We start from the raw sequence: 16,227 nt of genomic DNA on the forward strand, positions 1-16,227 counted from the left end.
GGGGAAACGATGAAACGTACAGGATTTGTAGTGGCGCTCGCGCTGGGGATGATGTCGCACGGCGTGATGGCGAAAACGCTGAATGTGGTCACCAGCTTTTCGATACTGGGGGATATCACGCAGGAGGTAGGCGGCGACCATGTGAACGTGACGACGCTGGTCGGGCCGGACGGCGATCCGCATACCTTCGAACCGTCGCCGAAAGACAGCGCGGCCCTGAGCAAGGCTGATGTGGTGGTGGTGAACGGCCTGGGGCTGGAGGGCTGGCTTGATCGTCTGGTGAAAGCTTCCGGGTTCAAAGGGCAACTGGTTGTCGCCTCAACAGGAGTGAAAACCCACACGCTTGAGGAAGATGGAAAGACTGTGACCGATCCCCATGCGTGGAACAGCGCGGCGAACGGGGCGCTCTATGCGCAAAACATTCTGAACGGGCTGGTGAAAGCCGATCCTGAGGACAAATCTGCGCTGGAAGCCTCTGGCAAAACGTATATCGCGCAGCTCAGCCAGCTGGATAACTGGGCCATAACGCGCTTTAGCCAGATCCCGCCGACGAAGCGTAAAGTGCTGACCAGCCATGACGCGTTCGGCTATTTCAGCCGCGCCTACGGCGTGACGTTTATGGCGCCGCAGGGGCTGTCGTCTGAGAGCGAAGCCAGCGCGGCGCAGGTCGCCGAGATTATCAATCAGATCAAAGCCGACGGCGTGAAAACCTGGTTCATGGAGAATCAGCTCGATCCGCGTCTGGTGAAACAGATTGCGTCGGCGACGGGCGCGCAGCCCGGGGGTGAGCTTTACCCCGAAGCGCTGTCGGCAAAAGGTGGGGTGGCAGACACCTACGTTAAGGCGTTTCGCCACAATGTGCAAACCCTCGCTGACAGCATGAAATAACTTTTCCACCGCCGGTGCGTCCGTACCGGCTTTTTTCTGAAGCCCCCTCGTAAAACCTGAAGTGCATCCCCACATCTGACGAGAAAGTGCTATCTTGTGCAGCACGTTTTTCTGATGCCAGGAGCGAGAATGACTGACCATGAATTGATGCAGCTTAGCGAGATCGTTGGCCTTGCGTTGAAGCAGCGTGGCGCGACAATCACCACTGCGGAATCCTGCACCGGCGGCTGGGTGGCGAAAGCGATTACCGATATTGCCGGCAGTTCCGCCTGGTTTGAACGCGGTTTTGTGACCTACAGTAACGAAGCTAAAGCACAGATGATTGGCGTGCGTGAATCCACGCTTGAACAGCATGGCGCGGTCAGCGAACCGGTGGTAATCGAGATGGCTATTGGCGCGCTCAAAGAGGCCCGCGCAGATTACGCGATTTCCATTAGCGGCATTGCGGGCCCGGACGGCGGCAGCGACGTGAAGCCTGTCGGCACCGTCTGGTTTGGGTTCGCCACCTCCAAAGGGGAAGGGATCACCCGCCGGGAGTGCTTCAGCGGCGATCGCGAAAGCGTGCGTCGTCAGGCAACCGTTTATGCGTTAAAAACGCTCTGGCAACAATTTCTACAAAACACTTGATACTGTATGACCATACAGTATAATTGCACCAACAGAACAGAAATCCACGGTGAAGCACAGTCGCTTCTCCCGGCATGACAGGAGTAATAATGGCTATCGACGAAAACAAACAGAAAGCGTTGGCGGCAGCACTGGGCCAGATCGAAAAGCAATTCGGTAAAGGCTCCATCATGCGCCTGGGTGAAGACCGTTCCATGGATGTGGAAACCATCTCCACCGGTTCGCTTTCTCTGGATATCGCGCTGGGCGCTGGCGGTCTGCCTATGGGCCGTATCGTAGAAATCTATGGGCCAGAGTCCTCCGGTAAAACTACCCTGACGCTGCAGGTGATTGCCGCGGCACAGCGCGAAGGTAAAACCTGTGCGTTTATCGATGCTGAGCACGCGCTGGACCCTGTTTATGCTCGCAAGCTGGGCGTGGATATCGACAACCTGCTGTGTTCTCAGCCGGACACCGGTGAGCAGGCGCTGGAAATTTGTGACGCGCTGGCGCGTTCTGGTGCCGTTGACGTTATCGTGGTCGACTCCGTTGCCGCACTGACGCCAAAAGCCGAAATCGAAGGTGAAATCGGTGACTCTCACATGGGCCTCGCGGCACGTATGATGAGCCAGGCGATGCGTAAGCTGGCCGGTAACCTGAAGCAGTCCAACACGCTGCTGATCTTCATCAACCAGATCCGTATGAAAATTGGTGTGATGTTCGGTAACCCGGAAACCACTACCGGTGGTAACGCTCTGAAATTCTACGCTTCTGTCCGTCTGGATATCCGCCGTATCGGCGCGGTTAAAGAGGGCGAGAACGTGGTCGGTAGCGAAACCCGCGTGAAGGTTGTGAAGAACAAAATCGCCGCGCCGTTCAAACAGGCTGAATTCCAGATCCTCTACGGCGAAGGGATCAACTTCCTCGGCGAGCTGGTTGACCTGGGCGTGAAAGAGAAGCTGATTGAAAAAGCGGGCGCCTGGTACAGCTACAACGGTGACAAGATTGGTCAGGGTAAAGCGAACGCGATCTCCTGGCTGAAAGAGAACCCGGCTGCAGCGAAAGAGATTGAGAAGAAGGTGCGTGAGCTTCTGCTGAACAACCAGGACTCCAAACCTGATTTCGTGGTGGATGCCGCGGATGCTGAAGAAACTAACGAAGACTTTTAATTCTTTCGTTTAAAAATGAAGGGCTGCTGATGCGGCCCTTTTTGCATTTCTGAATCAGCAGGTTTTTTTATGAGTGAACCGACAACACGTCGACCCGCGTATGCACGCTTACTGGACCGCGCGGTGCGCATCCTGGCCGTTCGTGACCACAGTGAACAGGAGCTGCGGCGAAAACTGTCGGCTCCGGTGATGAGTAAAAACGGGCCGGAAGAGATTGATGCCACGGCGGAAGATTATGACCGCGTGATTGCCTGGTGCTATGAGCATCATTATCTCGATGACGAGCGTTTTGCCTCACGCTTTCTCGCCAGCCGCGGCCGCAAAGGATATGGGCCCGCACGCATCCGGCAGGAGCTGAACCAGAAAGGGGTGGCCCGGGAATCCATCGAAAAAGCGATGCGCGAATGCGATATTGACTGGTGCGAGCTGGCCAGAGAACAGGCGATACGTAAATACGGCGAACCGCTGCCGCGTGAATTTTCAGAAAAAATCAAAATCCAGCGCTTTTTGCTCTACCGCGGCTTTCTGATGGAAGATATTCAGGATATCTGGCGTAATTTTGCCGATTGAACGCATGCGGGATTTTACTTCCCACTAAAGAAAACTTATCTTATTCCCACTTTTTCCAGTAGCTGGTCTGTCCAACGGTTTACCGATACAGGCTGGCTACGACATTTCGTTAGCTTGATTTCAGGATAATTATGAGCAAGAGCACCGCTGAGATCCGTCAGGCGTTTCTCGATTTTTTCCATAGTAAGGGACACCAGGTTGTTGCCAGCAGCTCCCTGGTACCGAACAACGATCCGACTCTGCTGTTTACCAACGCCGGGATGAACCAGTTCAAGGATGTGTTCCTTGGTCTCGACAAGCGTAATTATTCCCGCGCCACAACCTCACAGCGTTGCGTGCGTGCGGGCGGTAAACACAACGACCTGGAAAACGTCGGTTACACCGCGCGTCACCATACGTTCTTCGAAATGCTGGGTAACTTCAGCTTCGGCGACTACTTCAAACACGATGCCATTCAATATGCGTGGGAACTGCTGACCGGTGAAAACTGGTTCAACCTGCCGAAAGAGCGTCTGTGGGTTACCGTCTATGAAACCGATGACGAAGCCTACGAAATCTGGGAAAAAGAAGTCGGGATCCCGCGCGAGCGTATTATTCGCATCGGTGATAACAAAGGCGCGCCATACGCGTCTGACAACTTCTGGCAGATGGGTGATACCGGTCCTTGCGGCCCGTGCACCGAGATCTTCTACGATCACGGCGACCACATCTGGGGCGGCCCTCCAGGCAGCCCGGAAGAAGACGGCGATCGCTACATTGAGATCTGGAACATTGTCTTCATGCAGTTCAACCGTCAGGCTGACGGTACGATGGAGCCGCTGCCGAAGCCTTCCGTTGATACTGGTATGGGCCTGGAGCGTATTGCCGCGGTTCTGCAGCACGTTAACTCCAACTACGAAATTGATCTGTTCAGCACCCTGATCAAAGCCGTTGCGAACGTTACCGGCGCGACCGACCTGAACAACAAATCGCTGCGCGTTATCGCGGACCACATTCGTTCCTGTGCGTTCCTGATTGCCGACGGCGTTATCCCGTCGAATGAAAACCGTGGCTACGTGCTGCGTCGTATCATTCGTCGTGCCATCCGTCACGGCAACATGCTGGGCGCGAAGGACACCTTCTTCTATAAACTCGTTGGGCCACTGATTGGCGTGATGGGTGCTGCCGGTGATGAGCTGAAACGCCAGCAGGCGCAGGTAGAGCAGGTTCTGAAAACCGAAGAAGAGCAGTTTGCGCGTACGCTGGAGCGCGGTCTGGCGCTGCTGGACGAAGAGCTGGCGAAACTTAAGGGCGACACGCTGGATGGCGAAACCGCTTTCCGCCTGTACGACACCTACGGCTTCCCGGTTGACCTGACGGCGGACGTTTGCCGCGAGCGCAACATCAAAGTTGACGAAGCGGGCTTCGAAGCCGCGATGGAAGAGCAGCGTCGTCGTGCGCGTGAATCCAGCGGTTTCGGTGCAGACTACAACGCGATGATCCGCGTTGATAGCGCGTCAGAATTCAAAGGCTATGACGCGCTGGAACTGACCGGTAAAGTGACCGCCCTGTTTGTTGACGGTAAAGCCGTGGACAGCATTAGCGCGGGTCAGGATGCGGTTGTCATTCTGGACAAAACGCCGTTCTACGCGGAATCCGGCGGTCAGGTTGGCGATAAGGGCGAACTGAAAGGCAACGGTTTCAGCTTTAGCGTCAGCGACACCCAGAAATACGGTCAGGCGATTGGTCACCAGGGCAAACTGGTTTCCGGTTCTCTGAAAGTGGGCGAGGGCGTACAGGCTAACGTGGATGAAGCTCGCCGCGCGCGCATTCGTCTGAACCACTCTGCAACCCACCTGATGCACGCTGCCCTGCGCGACGTATTGGGTACCCACGTTGCACAGAAAGGTTCTCTGGTTAACGACAAAGTGCTGCGTTTCGACTTCTCGCATTTTGAAGCGATGAAACCGTCTGAAATCCGCGCGGTGGAAGATCTGGTGAACGCGCAGATCCGTCGTAACCTGCCAATCGAGACCCACATCATGGAGCTCGAGGACGCGAAGAAAAAAGGTGCGATGGCGCTGTTTGGTGAGAAATATGACGACCGCGTTCGCGTGCTGAGCATGGGCGACTTCTCTACCGAGCTGTGCGGCGGTACGCACGCATCGCGCACCGGTGACATCGGCCTGTTCCGCATTGTTTCCGAGTCAGGAACGGCGGCAGGTGTGCGTCGTATTGAAGCGGTGACCGGTGAAGGTGCGATTGCCAGCCTGCATGCGCAGAGCGATCAGCTGCACGACATCGCGCAGCTGCTGAAAGGCGATAGCCAGAATCTGGGCGAGAAAGTGCGCGTTGCGCTGGATCGCACGCGTCAGCTGGAAAAAGAGCTGCAGCAGCTGAAAGAGCAGGCTGCGGCGCAGGAGAGTGCAAACCTCTCCAGCAAGGCTGTAGACATTAAGGGCGTCAAACTGCTGGTCAGCGATCTGGCGGGCGTTGAGCCTAAGATGCTGCGTACTATGGTCGACGATCTCAAGAACCAGCTTGGTTCTACCGTTATCGTGCTGGCGACAGTGGCAGAAGGTAAGGTTTCTCTGATTGCGGGCGTCTCTAAGGATGTGACTGACCGCGTAAAAGCAGGGGAACTGATTGGTATGGTCGCTCAGCAGGTGGGCGGCAAGGGTGGCGGTCGTCCGGACATGGCGCAAGCCGGTGGTACGGATGCGGCGGCACTTCCGCAAGCTTTGGCCAGCGTTGAAAGCTGGGTAAGCGCGAAACTGTAATAACTACAAAGCACAAGCAGACGCCATAGCGGTAACGTTATGGCGTCTTGTTCACTGTGCTATCGATAACGATAAAGTCAGGTTGAGTTTGTGTATATCGGCTAAACTTACGTTTAACAGAATGTGATGCCGTGACTGCTTACACTTTACGTGTTTGTCATCGCTTACTTTTTGGCGTTATATGATGGATAATGCCGGGATACAAGAGACCCGACTCTTTTAATCTTTCAAGGAGCAAAGAATGCTGATTCTGACTCGTCGAGTTGGTGAGACCCTCATGATTGGGGATGAGGTCACCGTGACAGTTTTAGGGGTAAAGGGTAACCAGGTACGTATTGGTGTTAACGCTCCTAAAGAAGTATCTGTCCACCGTGAAGAGATCTACCAGCGTATCCAGGCTGAAAAATCCCAGCAGTCCAGTTACTGATATTGTCGCGTCTCGCTGTCGGGCGAGACGCAACCCTCCTGTCATTTTTCCTGCTCAACGTTACCGTTTAATTTCAAACGCTCTCTTTTTAACCACTTCGTTCCCCTTAACTCGCCCTTACTCCGCCATTTCTGCTGAGGTTTTCTGTGAAGATGCCTGCAAAATCCGCTTATAAAACACCCTCTTTGCGGCTTTTACATGCGAATTGCGTGTGATTTGTGCAAACGATAAAAGCTTTTGGAAAATTGTTTGACTTATAAGTCCCAGAAAGTAATATATGCGCCACGCAGCGACGAGAAGCTCTTAACGAGTAACTCGAAGCACTCGAAAGAGGCGTTGTGTGGTGAGGTGGCCGAGAGGCTGAAGGCGCTCCCCTGCTAAGGGAGTATGCGGTCAAAAGCTGCATCCGGGGTTCGAATCCCCGCCTCACCGCCATTTTGCATCCGTAGCTCAGCTGGATAGAGTACTCGGCTACGAACCGAGCGGTCGGAGGTTCGAATCCTCCCGGATGCACCATCTATTACTTCATATTGCTTTAGAAGTGATATGAATATCGAGCAGTACAGTAGTAAATCCCGATGCATCCGTAGCTCAGCTGGATAGAGTACTCGGCTACGAACCGAGCGGTCGGAGGTTCGAATCCTCCCGGATGCACCATTTACTATTTCTGAAAGCAGTACCCTGATGCATCCGTAGCTCAGCTGGATAGAGTACTCGGCTACGAACCGAGCGGTCGGAGGTTCGAATCCTCCCGGATGCACCATTATTATTTCTGAAAGTAGTTCCCTGATGCATCCGTAGCTCAGCTGGATAGAGTACTCGGCTACGAACCGAGCGGTCGGAGGTTCGAATCCTCCCGGATGCACCATATTCTCCTGGATAACAGCGATGCTGTTGTTTTAAGGTCTGCGAGTTAATCGCAAGCAACAGGGAGGATAACGTTGCTTTAGCAACGGCCCGCAGGGCGAGGCGTAAGCCGAGTAATCCTCCCGGATGCACCATCTTCTCCTTCTTTGTTTATTCCTTCGACGTTCCGTCAGCAATCACACTCTCAATCAGCGACAAAAATCACCATTTACGATAAAGTAATGCTTTGTTAATCGTTTAGCGAGAGCACGATGTACGCACAGTATGACGGTTTGATCTTCGATATGGACGGCACTCTCCTGGATACCGAACCCACGCATCGTCAAGCCTGGACTGACGTCCTGGGCCGCTACGGAATGCGTTTCGATCTTCAGGCGATGATTGCCCTCAACGGATCCCCCACCTGGCGTATTGCACAGGCCGTCATTGAACTGAATGAGGCCGATCTCGACCCGCACCTGCTCGCGCGCGAAAAAACCGATGCGGTAAAAGCCATGCTTTTAGATACCGTACGTCCTCTGCCGCTGATTGATGTGGTAAAAGAGTGGCACGGGCGTCGCCCGATGTCGGTCGGAACAGGCAGCGAAAGTGCGATTGCTGAGGCATTACTCAACCATCTTGGCCTGCGCCACTATTTTTCTGCCGTAGTTGCCGCCGATCATGTTGAACATCACAAGCCCGCACCGGACACCTTCCTGCTTTGCGCAGAATTAATGGGCGTACCGGCGGCAAAATGTGTCGTGTTTGAAGACGCCGATTTCGGCATTCAGGCCGCGCGTGATGCCGGAATGGATGCGGTGGATGTGCGCTTACTGTGAGTGACGCGCTGTCACTTGCCTCATTATTCGCCAGCAGTTTTTTAAGCGCCACGCTGTTACCGGGAAATTCGGAAGTGGTGCTGGTGGCGATGCTGTTGTCCGGCGTGAGTCAGCCCTGGCTGCTTGTATTAATAGCAACAATGGGTAATAGCCTTGGAGGGCTGACTAACGTTATTCTTGGGCGTTTCTTTCCGCTACGCGAAAAATCGCGCTGGCAGGAAAAGGCAGTCGGCTGGCTAAAACGCTATGGCGCTGCCACGCTGTTATTAAGCTGGATGCCTGTAATAGGCGATTTACTGTGTCTACTGGCGGGATGGATGCGCATCTCCTGGGGACCGGTGCTCTTTTTTTTGTGCCTTGGCAAGGCGTTGCGCTATGTTCTCGTGGCATGGGCAACACTACAGGGTATGACGTGGTGGCACTAATTGGTGGAATGAATACGCGACCTTCAATCGTCAACCATTACAATTATGCTGAGTAACATTACTTTGACAGGCGGGAGGTCAATTTGATCCCGGACGTATCTCAGGCGCTGGCCTGGCTGGAAAACCACCCTCAGGCATTGAAGGGTATTCAGCGTGGTCTTGAGCGTGAAACGCTGCGCGTTAACGCGGACGGTAGCTTAGCGACGACGGGTCACCCGAAGGCGTTAGGCTCGGCGCTGACACATAAATGGATCACAACCGATTTCGCTGAGGCACTGCTGGAGTTCATTACGCCAGTAGAGGGTGATATTGATCATATGCTGACGATCATGCGCGATATCCATCGCTATACCGCGCGCAACATGGGCGACGAACGTATGTGGCCCCTCAGCATGCCGTGCTATATCGAGCAGGGCCAGGAGATTGAGCTGGCGCAGTACGGCACGTCAAATATTGGTCGGCTGAAAACGCTCTATCGAGAAGGGCTGAAAAACCGCTACGGCGCGTTGATGCAGACGATCTCGGGCGTGCATTATAACTTCTCGCTGCCAATGGCGTTCTGGCAGGCGAAATGCGGTGAAACGGATAAAGACGCGATCTCTGAAGGCTACTTCCGCCTGATCCGCAACTATTACCGTTTCGGCTGGGTGATCCCGTATCTGTTTGGTGCCTCCCCGGCGATCTGTTCTTCGTTCCTGCAGGGGAAACCGACCACGCTGCCGTTCGAGAAGACCGAGTGCGGAATGTACTATCTCCCGTACGCCACCTCTCTGCGCCTGAGCGATCTCGGTTATACCAATAAATCGCAAAGCAATCTCGGTATTACGTTTAACGAATTGCACGAATATGTGGCAGGATTGAAGCGGGCGATCAAAACCCCGTCGGAAGAGTACGAGAAAATCGGCCTCGAAAAAGACGGCAAGCGCCTGCAAATCAACAGCAATGTGCTGCAGATTGAAAACGAGCTGTATGCGCCTATTCGTCCTAAACGCGTGACGCGCAGCGGTGAAACCCCGTCGGATGCGCTGCAGCGCGGCGGGATCGAATACATTGAAGTACGCTCACTGGATATCAACCCGTTCTCACCGATTGGCGTTGATGAGCAGCAGGTTCGCTTCCTGGATCTGTTTATGGTCTGGTGCGTGCTGGCGGATGCGCCGGAAATGAGTTCAGACGAACTGCTCTGTACCCGTACAAACTGGAATCGCGTGATTCTGGAAGGACGTAAACCGGGTCTGACGCTGGGTATCGGCTGTGAAACGGCACAGTTCCCGCTGACCAAAGTCGGCAAAGATCTGTTCCGCGATCTGAAGCGTGTTGCCCGCACAATGGACAGCATTGACGGCGGCGACGCGTATCAACAGATCTGCGACCAGCTGGTGGAATGTTTTGATAATCCGGAACTGACGTTCTCAGCGCGTATTCTGCGTTCTATGATCGATCAGGGCATTGGCGGCACGGGGCGTTCACTCTCAGCGGAGTACCGTGAGATGCTGATGCAGGAGCCGTTAGAAGTGCTGAGCGAAGCGGATTTTGCCGCGGAACGCGATGCGTCCGTGGTGCGTCAGAAAGAGGTTGAAGCGGCGGATACCGAGTCGTTTGAGGCGTTTCTGGCGAAGCAGGCTTAAGCAGAAAAGAAAAAGGCCACATCGCTGTGGCCAAAATATACATCTCTGAATTCAGGGATGATGATAACAAATGCGCGTCTTTCATATACTCAGACGTGCATTCTGTAGAAGAGTTCAGTTTATTTTAAAAAAAATCACTATCGGAGGTGACGTATGCCGTTATTAGATAGCTTTACTGTCGACCATACCCGTATGGAAGCACCTGCAGTACGCGTGGCGAAGACCATGCACACCCCGCACGGCGACACGATCACCGTCTTCGATCTGCGTTTCTGCGTGCCAAATAAAGAAGTGATGCCAGAGAAAGGCATTCATACCCTGGAGCACCTGTTCGCTGGTTTCATGCGTGACCATCTGAACGGCAACGGCGTTGAGATCATCGATATCTCTCCGATGGGCTGCCGTACCGGTTTCTACATGAGTCTGATTGGTGTGCCTGACGAGAAACGCGTCGCAGATGCGTGGAAAGCGGCGATGGAAGACGTGCTGAAGGTGAAAGAGCAGAACCAGATCCCTGAGCTGAACGTTTACCAGTGCGGTACTTACCAGATGCACTCTCTGGAAGAAGCGCAGGAAATCGCGCGTCACATCATCGAGCGTGATGTTCGCGTGAACAGCAACGAAGAGCTGGCCCTGCCAAAAGAAAAACTGAAGGAACTGCACATCTAGTGCACCTTTTCCCTCTCCCTCAGGGAGAGGGTAGGGTGAGGGTGGTTCAACCCCATGACCACAACCGCAACCTTCTCCTTTATCCATCGTCCCCTCGTTCCGTTTGCCCATGATTACGTTCATGGCGACAGCGAGCCGTGGCATGAGCACGACTGCGCACAGCTGTTGCACACCCTGAGCGGCGTGGTACGGGTCGATACGGCATCGGGCTGTTGGGTTGTTCCTCCCGGTCGCGGCGTCTGGCTACCGGCGGGGACCCGCCACTCGCTTCGCATCACCGGCAACGTGGCGGCGCGAACGCTGTTTATCGATCCGCTGGCGCGGGCCGATCTCCCAGCCACCTGCCAGATCGTGCAGATCGCGCCGCTGCTGCGCGAGCTGATCCTCGTCTCTCTTGATTTACCTGAATCGTACTCGCCCGGCAGCCGGGATGAACGCGTCTATGAGCTCATTCTCGATGAAATCCGCACCATGCCCGTGCTGCCGTTTCACCTGCCGGAGCCAGAAACTGAGGCGTTACGCCACCTGTGTCTGCAAATCCGGCAAAACGCGGGGGAAAGCTGGAGCAGCGCGCAGGCCGCGAGCATGATGAACATGAGCGAACGCACTCTGAACCGCCATTTTCAGCAGCAGACGGGATTAAGCTTCGGCGAGTGGTTGAGAAGGGCGCGCCTGCTGGAAGCCTTAGTGCGGCTGGCGCAGGGCCAGCCGGTATTGCGCGTGGCGCTGGATCTGGGTTACGGCAGCCACAGCGCCTTTACGGCGATGTTTCGCCGGGTGATGGGCGTTTCCCCCAGCGATTACTTTAAGAACGACTGACGGCGTTTAAGAGTGCCTGAAGCGACGCGCGCGCCACGTCGCTGTCGATGCCCACGCCCCAGCGGCTGCTCCCGTCCTGGAACAGGCAGCGGATGTAGGCCACCGAGCGGCTGTCGCTGCGTTCGCCTAACGTATGCTCGTGATAATCCTTAATCACGAACGGGGCGTTGACCCAGCGGCTTAAGCCTTGAGCGGCGGCGGAGAGCAGACCGTTACCCTGACCTTCCAGCTGACGCGTTCCCCCCTGCGTAGCGATGCTTGCCGTCAAACGCAGCTGGCCGTCCTGCTGGCTGTCGCTGCGGTAGGATTGCAGCGCAAACTGCGGCGTGGCTACCAGCCCGTAGCGGGTGCGGAACAGCTGCCACAGCGCATTCTGCGTCATCTCTTTTCCGTGGCGATCGGTTTCCTGCTGCACGTGCTGGCTGAAATCCTGCTGCAGGGCGCGAGGTAATTTCAGACCATGATTCTGTTCGATGAGCCACGCGCTGCCGCTTTTCCCCGACTGGCTGTTTACGCGGATCACCGCTTCGTAGGTGCAGCCGATATCCTGCGGATCGACGGGCAGATACGGCATCTCCCAGCGCTCGCCAGGCCTGCGGGCATCAAAGCCTTTTTTGATCGCGTCCTGGTGCGAGCCGGAGAAGGCGGTATAGGCCAGCCGTCCCGCCCACGGGTGGCGCGGATGCACCGGCAGCTGGTTGCAGGCTTCCACCACTTCCACCACCCGGTTCATATCGCTAAAGTCCAGATTCGGGCTGAGGCCCTGGCTGTAGAGATTCATCGCCAGCGTCACCAGGCAGACGTTTCCCGTGCGCTCCCCGTTGCCAAACAGGCAGCCCTCCACGCGGTCTGCGCCCGCCATCACGGCCAGCTCGGCGCTGGCGACGCCGGTACCGCGGTCGTTATGCGGGTGTACGCTGATGCAGACATCCCGGCGGCGGCTGAAGTGGCGGCAGAAATACTCGATCTGGTCGGCATAGACGTTCGGCGTGCTCACTTCGACGGTGGCCGGTAAGTTGATCACCATCGGCCGTTCGTCGCACGGCTGCCAGATCTCCGCCACGGCTTCACAAATCTCCAGCGCAAATTCCGGTTCGGTAAAGCAGAAGGTTTCCGGGGAGTACTCATACTGCCAGCGGGTGTCCGGGTTCTCTTCACACAGCTGACGAATAAGCCGCGTGGATCGCGTCGCCAGCTCGACGATTTGCGCTTTCTCCATGCCGAACACCAGGCGGCGGAACAGCGGGGCGGTGGCGTTATACAGATGGACGGTGGCCTGTTTCGCACCGCGCAGGGATTCGAAAGTACGATGGATGAGATCTTCCCGCGCCTGGGTTAATACCTGAATCGTGACGTCATCCGGGATGCGGTTCTCTTCAATCAGCTGGCGAACAAAGTTGAAATCCGTCTGCGAGGCGGATGGGAAAGCCACCTCAATTTCTTTGAATCCGCAGCCCAGCAGCAGATCCCAGAACTGCAGCTTGCGGGTGCTGTCCATCGGCTCGGCAAGAGCCTGGTTGCCGTCGCGCAGGTCGGTTGAGAGCCAGCGCGGCGCGCGGGTGATGCGTTGCTCCGGCCAGCGGCGGTCGGGCAGGGAAAGGGTCGGATAGGGTTGGTACTTGTCGGCGGGTGTGTTCAGCATGATGCGCTCCTGTTGTCTTTTCACTATCGTGAATTGATTTCAGGCGCGCTGCTTTATCGAAACTGACAATGGCTATCGCGTTCTGGACACGGTGCGGTTTTTTGCCGGATGGCGGCTACGCCTTATCCGGCCTACGTTCGTAGGCCCGGTAAGCGCAGCGCCACCGGGCAACTGTCACAGGACTAGTGCGCACCGCCGCCGCCGCTACCGGCGCCAAACGGTGGTTTAGCAAACCACACCAGCCCCAGCAGGACGATAAAGATCCCCGCCGATATCCAGAAAATCTCGTTGGCTGAGATAATCAGACCCTGGTTGGTGATCTGCTGGGCAATCCACCCTGACGCCTGCTGTTCCGTCATACCCATTCCCTGAAGCTGGTTGTACATCTCCCGGGAGTTCGGGTTGAACGGATTCACCGCTTCGGTCAGCTGCGCATGGTGCATTGATTCACGGTTCGTCCACAGGGTGGTGGTGATCGACGTACCAATCGAGCCCGCCAGCGTTCGCGTAAAGTTCGACAGGCTCGATGCCGCCGCCATGCGCTCAGGCGGTAAACCGGAAAGCGTGATGGTGGTCAGTGGCATAAAGAAGCACGCCACGGCAAAGCCCTGAATAAACTGCGGCCACGCGGACGCGCCAAAGTCCATTCCCGGTTCGAACGTATACGCGCGCCAGTAGAAACACACGGCATACATGATAAAGCTGAACGTCACCAGCCGGCGCATGTCGAGCTTGTGGGCGAAGCGGCCAATAATCGGCGACAGCAGAACCGGAATCAACCCAACTGGCGCCGAGGCTAAACCTGCCCAGGTTGCGGTGTAGCCGTATACCTCCTGCAGCAGCTGCGGCAGCAGTACAATCGCGCCGAAGTAGAGCATGTAGGCGAGGCTGATACACAGACAGCCTATGGTGAAGTTTCGCGACTTAAACAGCGACAGGTCGACTATCGGGTTATCGTCCGTCAGCTCCCAGACAATCAGGAAGCTCAGCGACACCACCGCGACAATCGTCAGGATGATGATCTCCCGGGAGTTGAACCAGTCCAGCTCTTTGCCCTGGTCGAGCATGACCTGCAGGCTACCGATGCCGACAACCAGCAGTGCCAGGCCAATGGCGTCGATACGCCGCTGTTCCGTCCGGGTTTCTCTTCCGCGCAGCGACTGGAGCGTCAGCATTACCACGATGGCGCCAATCGGTACGTTGATGAAGAAGATCCAGCCCCAGTGATAGTTGTCGCTGATATAGCCGCCTAAGATAGGCCCGCAAATCGGCGCGACAATCACGGTCATTGACCACAGCGCCAGCGCAATCGAACGTTTGGCGGGCGGGTAGTTGTTCAGCAGTAAGCTCTGCGACAGCGGAATCAGCGGCCCGGCGACAATCCCCTGAATGACGCGGAAGAAGATCAGCATCGTCAGGCTGCTGGACATGCCGCACGCCCAGGAGGCAAGAACGAACAATACCGTCGACCAGAGGAAAAGCTTCACTTCACCGACGCGCTTTGCCAGCCAGCCGGTAATCGGAATGGAGATGGCGTTTGCCACCCCAAACGAGGTAATGACCCAGGTCCCCTGGCTCAGCGACGAGCCAAGGTTACCGGCGATGGTCGGGATCGCCACGTTTGCGATGGTGGAGTCCAGCACCTGCATGAATGTCGCCAGCGACAGCGCGATGGTCATAATGACCAGCTGCGCGCCTTCCAGCGGTTTTTGCGGCTTTTGCTGTTGCATAACGCTCACCTTCGGATTAACCGGCGTTTGCCTTCACGATGTCATCGATCAGCTTGTTGACCGGATCGAGGCTAATTTCACGGGCGTTACTTTCATAAGCCGGGCTGCTGCGAACCTGGCTTGCCAGGATCTGACCGTCGCGGTTGGCGGTGTCGACCGTCACCAGCGTAGAGAGGCCGATACGCAGCGGGTGATCCGCCAGCTGTTTGGCATCCAGCTCAATACGCACGGGCAGACGCTGAACCACTTTGATCCAGTTACCGGTGGCGTTTTGCGCAGGCAGCAGGGAGAAGGCGCTGCCGGTCCCCATATCCAGGCCGACCACTTTACCGGTGTACTTCACGTCATCGCCGTAGATGTCGCTGACAACCGTCGCGGTCTGGCCGATACGCATATGGGCAAGCTGCGTCTCTTTAAAGTTGGCGTCTACCCACAGATTGTCTGCCGGCACGACCGCCATCAGCGGCGTGGTTGGGCTAATCTGCGCCCCTGGCTGGACGGAACGACGGGAGACATAGCCGGTCATCGGGCTGACAATTTTGGTACGCTGCAGGGCAAGCCACGCGTTGCGCACTTCGGTCGCCGCCTGCTGTACGGCAGGCTGGTTTTCCAGACTGGTGCCCAGCACCATCGCCTGGTTGGCGTTGTACTGTTGAATGGCCACATCCAGCTGTGCCTGAGCGCTGGCAACGGCGTCGCGCGCGTGCTGCAGCTCTTCACGGCCAATCAGGTTAGCCGTGCCGAGCGGTACGCGGCGGTTCAGGTCGCTCTGCGCCTGCGCCAGTGCCGTTTTCTGCACGTCGATGTTGGCCTGCAGCTGTTTGCTGTTGATCATCAGCTGGCGGGTCTGACGGACGCTGGAGGCCAGCGCGGTCTGTGCTTTTTCAAACGCCTGCTGGGCGTCGGTTGGATCGAGGGTCACCAACACATCGCCTTTTTGCACAAAGTCGGTATTGTCAGCCCAGACTTTCGTCACGCTGCCCGACACCTGCGCCATAATTTGTACCTGGTTCCCTGCCACGTACGCGTCGTCAGTCTCTTCAGCATGACGCAGTACTAAAAACCAATAGATCCCATATGCCACGGCAATAATGATAAAGAGCAAGGTCAACAGAAGAAGGGCGCTCTTACGTTTGCCTTTCTTGTTGCCCGGCTGCTGCGGGGTAGTGCTCTCCGCATTTGCGCTCATTGTAGTTCTCCACGATCTTCT

General features: G+C 56.2%; 14 protein-coding genes and 5 tRNA genes. 16 read left to right on the forward strand and 3 right to left on the reverse strand.

Annotated elements, in window-relative coordinates; genetic code table 11:
* Positions 1–9 precede the first annotated feature (9 nt).
* The 16 genes from DFO52_RS14100 to DFO52_RS14175 all read left to right on the forward strand — a co-directional run bounded on the left by DFO52_RS14100 (position 10) and on the right by DFO52_RS14175 (position 11,645).
* Entirely contained in the window at positions 10–888 is an 879-nt protein-coding gene (locus tag DFO52_RS14100; RefSeq protein ID WP_133550606.1) for a metal ABC transporter substrate-binding protein, read from the forward strand.
* Between the two features lie 129 nt (positions 889–1,017).
* Positions 1,018–1,515, forward strand: a complete 498-nt coding sequence (pncC, locus tag DFO52_RS14105) for a nicotinamide-nucleotide amidase (RefSeq protein WP_023308944.1) — start codon at positions 1,018–1,020, stop codon at positions 1,513–1,515.
* An 89-nt stretch (positions 1,516–1,604) separates the two neighbouring features.
* On the forward strand, positions 1,605–2,663 hold the full coding sequence (recA, locus tag DFO52_RS14110; RefSeq protein WP_023308943.1) for a recombinase RecA: 1,059 nt from the start codon (positions 1,605–1,607) through the stop codon (positions 2,661–2,663).
* 69 nt (positions 2,664–2,732) lie between these two features.
* The gene (gene recX / locus DFO52_RS14115; protein ID WP_133550607.1) at positions 2,733–3,233 is read left to right on the forward strand and encodes a recombination regulator RecX; all 501 of its coding nucleotides are present in this window, start codon (positions 2,733–2,735) and stop codon (positions 3,231–3,233) included.
* Positions 3,234–3,364: 131 nt separating this feature from the next.
* A complete protein-coding gene (gene alaS, locus DFO52_RS14120; protein WP_045888112.1) occupies positions 3,365–5,992 on the forward strand; it encodes an alanine--tRNA ligase in 2,628 nt (875 codons plus the stop codon).
* 241 nt (positions 5,993–6,233) lie between these two features.
* Complete coding sequence (csrA, locus tag DFO52_RS14125; RefSeq protein WP_000906486.1) at positions 6,234–6,419, forward strand: carbon storage regulator CsrA; 186 nt, start codon at positions 6,234–6,236, stop codon at positions 6,417–6,419.
* A 342-nt stretch (positions 6,420–6,761) separates the two neighbouring features.
* A tRNA-Ser gene (locus DFO52_RS14130) sits at positions 6,762–6,854 on the forward strand.
* Between the two features lie 4 nt (positions 6,855–6,858).
* A tRNA-Arg gene (locus DFO52_RS14135) sits at positions 6,859–6,935 on the forward strand.
* Positions 6,936–6,999: 64 nt separating this feature from the next.
* Positions 7,000–7,076: transfer RNA gene (locus DFO52_RS14140), tRNA-Arg, on the forward strand.
* A 29-nt stretch (positions 7,077–7,105) separates the two neighbouring features.
* Positions 7,106–7,182: transfer RNA gene (locus tag DFO52_RS14145), tRNA-Arg, on the forward strand.
* A 28-nt stretch (positions 7,183–7,210) separates the two neighbouring features.
* Positions 7,211–7,287, forward strand: a tRNA-Arg gene (locus DFO52_RS14150).
* Between the two features lie 250 nt (positions 7,288–7,537).
* Positions 7,538–8,104, forward strand: coding sequence for a fructose-1-phosphate/6-phosphogluconate phosphatase (gene yqaB / locus DFO52_RS14155; RefSeq protein ID WP_133550608.1), 567 nt, complete (start codon positions 7,538–7,540; stop codon positions 8,102–8,104).
* Entirely contained in the window at positions 8,101–8,529 is a 429-nt protein-coding gene (locus tag DFO52_RS14160; RefSeq protein WP_008499541.1) for a YqaA family protein, read from the forward strand. The genes yqaB and DFO52_RS14160 overlap by 4 nt, the downstream gene beginning before the upstream one ends.
* A gap of 83 nt (positions 8,530–8,612) precedes the next feature.
* On the forward strand, positions 8,613–10,157 hold the full coding sequence (gene gshA / locus DFO52_RS14165; RefSeq protein ID WP_133550609.1) for a glutamate--cysteine ligase: 1,545 nt from the start codon (positions 8,613–8,615) through the stop codon (positions 10,155–10,157).
* Positions 10,158–10,310: 153 nt separating this feature from the next.
* The gene (luxS, locus tag DFO52_RS14170) at positions 10,311–10,826 is read left to right on the forward strand and encodes an S-ribosylhomocysteine lyase (protein ID WP_133550610.1); all 516 of its coding nucleotides are present in this window, start codon (positions 10,311–10,313) and stop codon (positions 10,824–10,826) included.
* 54 nt (positions 10,827–10,880) lie between these two features.
* Positions 10,881–11,645, forward strand: a complete 765-nt coding sequence (locus DFO52_RS14175; protein ID WP_059347766.1) for a helix-turn-helix transcriptional regulator — start codon at positions 10,881–10,883, stop codon at positions 11,643–11,645.
* Here DFO52_RS14175 and leuA read toward each other — a convergent pair.
* The 3 genes from leuA to emrA all read right to left on the reverse strand — a co-directional run bounded on the left by leuA (position 11,632) and on the right by emrA (position 16,206).
* Positions 11,632–13,287: a 2-isopropylmalate synthase gene (leuA, locus tag DFO52_RS14180; protein ID WP_133550611.1), complete on the reverse strand. Its 1,656-nt coding sequence runs from the start codon at positions 13,285–13,287 to the stop codon at positions 11,632–11,634. The two genes, DFO52_RS14175 and leuA, sit on opposite strands and share 14 nt — an antisense overlap.
* 182 nt (positions 13,288–13,469) lie before the next feature.
* Positions 13,470–15,017, reverse strand: a complete 1,548-nt coding sequence (gene emrB, locus DFO52_RS14185) for a multidrug efflux MFS transporter permease subunit EmrB (RefSeq protein ID WP_045357562.1) — start codon at positions 15,015–15,017, stop codon at positions 13,470–13,472.
* 16 nt (positions 15,018–15,033) lie between these two features.
* Positions 15,034–16,206, reverse strand: a complete 1,173-nt coding sequence (gene emrA / locus DFO52_RS14190) for a multidrug efflux MFS transporter periplasmic adaptor subunit EmrA (RefSeq protein ID WP_029742047.1) — start codon at positions 16,204–16,206, stop codon at positions 15,034–15,036.
* Positions 16,207–16,227: the final 21 nt, after the last annotated feature.

Origin of the sequence: Enterobacter sp. AG326, assembly GCF_004362415.1 — a bacterium.
GTDB classification, from domain to species: Bacteria; Pseudomonadota; Gammaproteobacteria; order Enterobacterales; family Enterobacteriaceae; genus Enterobacter; species Enterobacter asburiae.

Excerpts from the sequence above, each read along its gene's own strand:
- DFO52_RS14100 (WP_133550606.1), top strand. The coding sequence starts at position 10 with ATGAAACGTACAGGATTTGTAGTGGCGCTCGCGCTGGGGATGATGTCG.
- pncC (WP_023308944.1), top strand. The coding sequence starts at position 1,018 with ATGACTGACCATGAATTGATGCAGCTTAGCGAGATCGTTGGCCTTGCG.
- recA (WP_023308943.1), top strand. The coding sequence starts at position 1,605 with ATGGCTATCGACGAAAACAAACAGAAAGCGTTGGCGGCAGCACTGGGC.
- recX (WP_133550607.1), top strand. The coding sequence starts at position 2,733 with ATGAGTGAACCGACAACACGTCGACCCGCGTATGCACGCTTACTGGAC.
- alaS (WP_045888112.1), top strand. The coding sequence starts at position 3,365 with ATGAGCAAGAGCACCGCTGAGATCCGTCAGGCGTTTCTCGATTTTTTC.
- csrA (WP_000906486.1), top strand. The coding sequence starts at position 6,234 with ATGCTGATTCTGACTCGTCGAGTTGGTGAGACCCTCATGATTGGGGAT.
- yqaB (WP_133550608.1), top strand. The coding sequence starts at position 7,538 with ATGTACGCACAGTATGACGGTTTGATCTTCGATATGGACGGCACTCTC.
- luxS (WP_133550610.1), top strand. The coding sequence starts at position 10,311 with ATGCCGTTATTAGATAGCTTTACTGTCGACCATACCCGTATGGAAGCA.
- DFO52_RS14175 (WP_059347766.1), top strand. The coding sequence starts at position 10,881 with ATGACCACAACCGCAACCTTCTCCTTTATCCATCGTCCCCTCGTTCCG.
- leuA (WP_133550611.1), bottom strand. The coding sequence starts at position 13,287 with ATGCTGAACACACCCGCCGACAAGTACCAACCCTATCCGACCCTTTCC.
- emrB (WP_045357562.1), bottom strand. The coding sequence starts at position 15,017 with ATGCAACAGCAAAAGCCGCAAAAACCGCTGGAAGGCGCGCAGCTGGTC.
- emrA (WP_029742047.1), bottom strand. The coding sequence starts at position 16,206 with ATGAGCGCAAATGCGGAGAGCACTACCCCGCAGCAGCCGGGCAACAAG.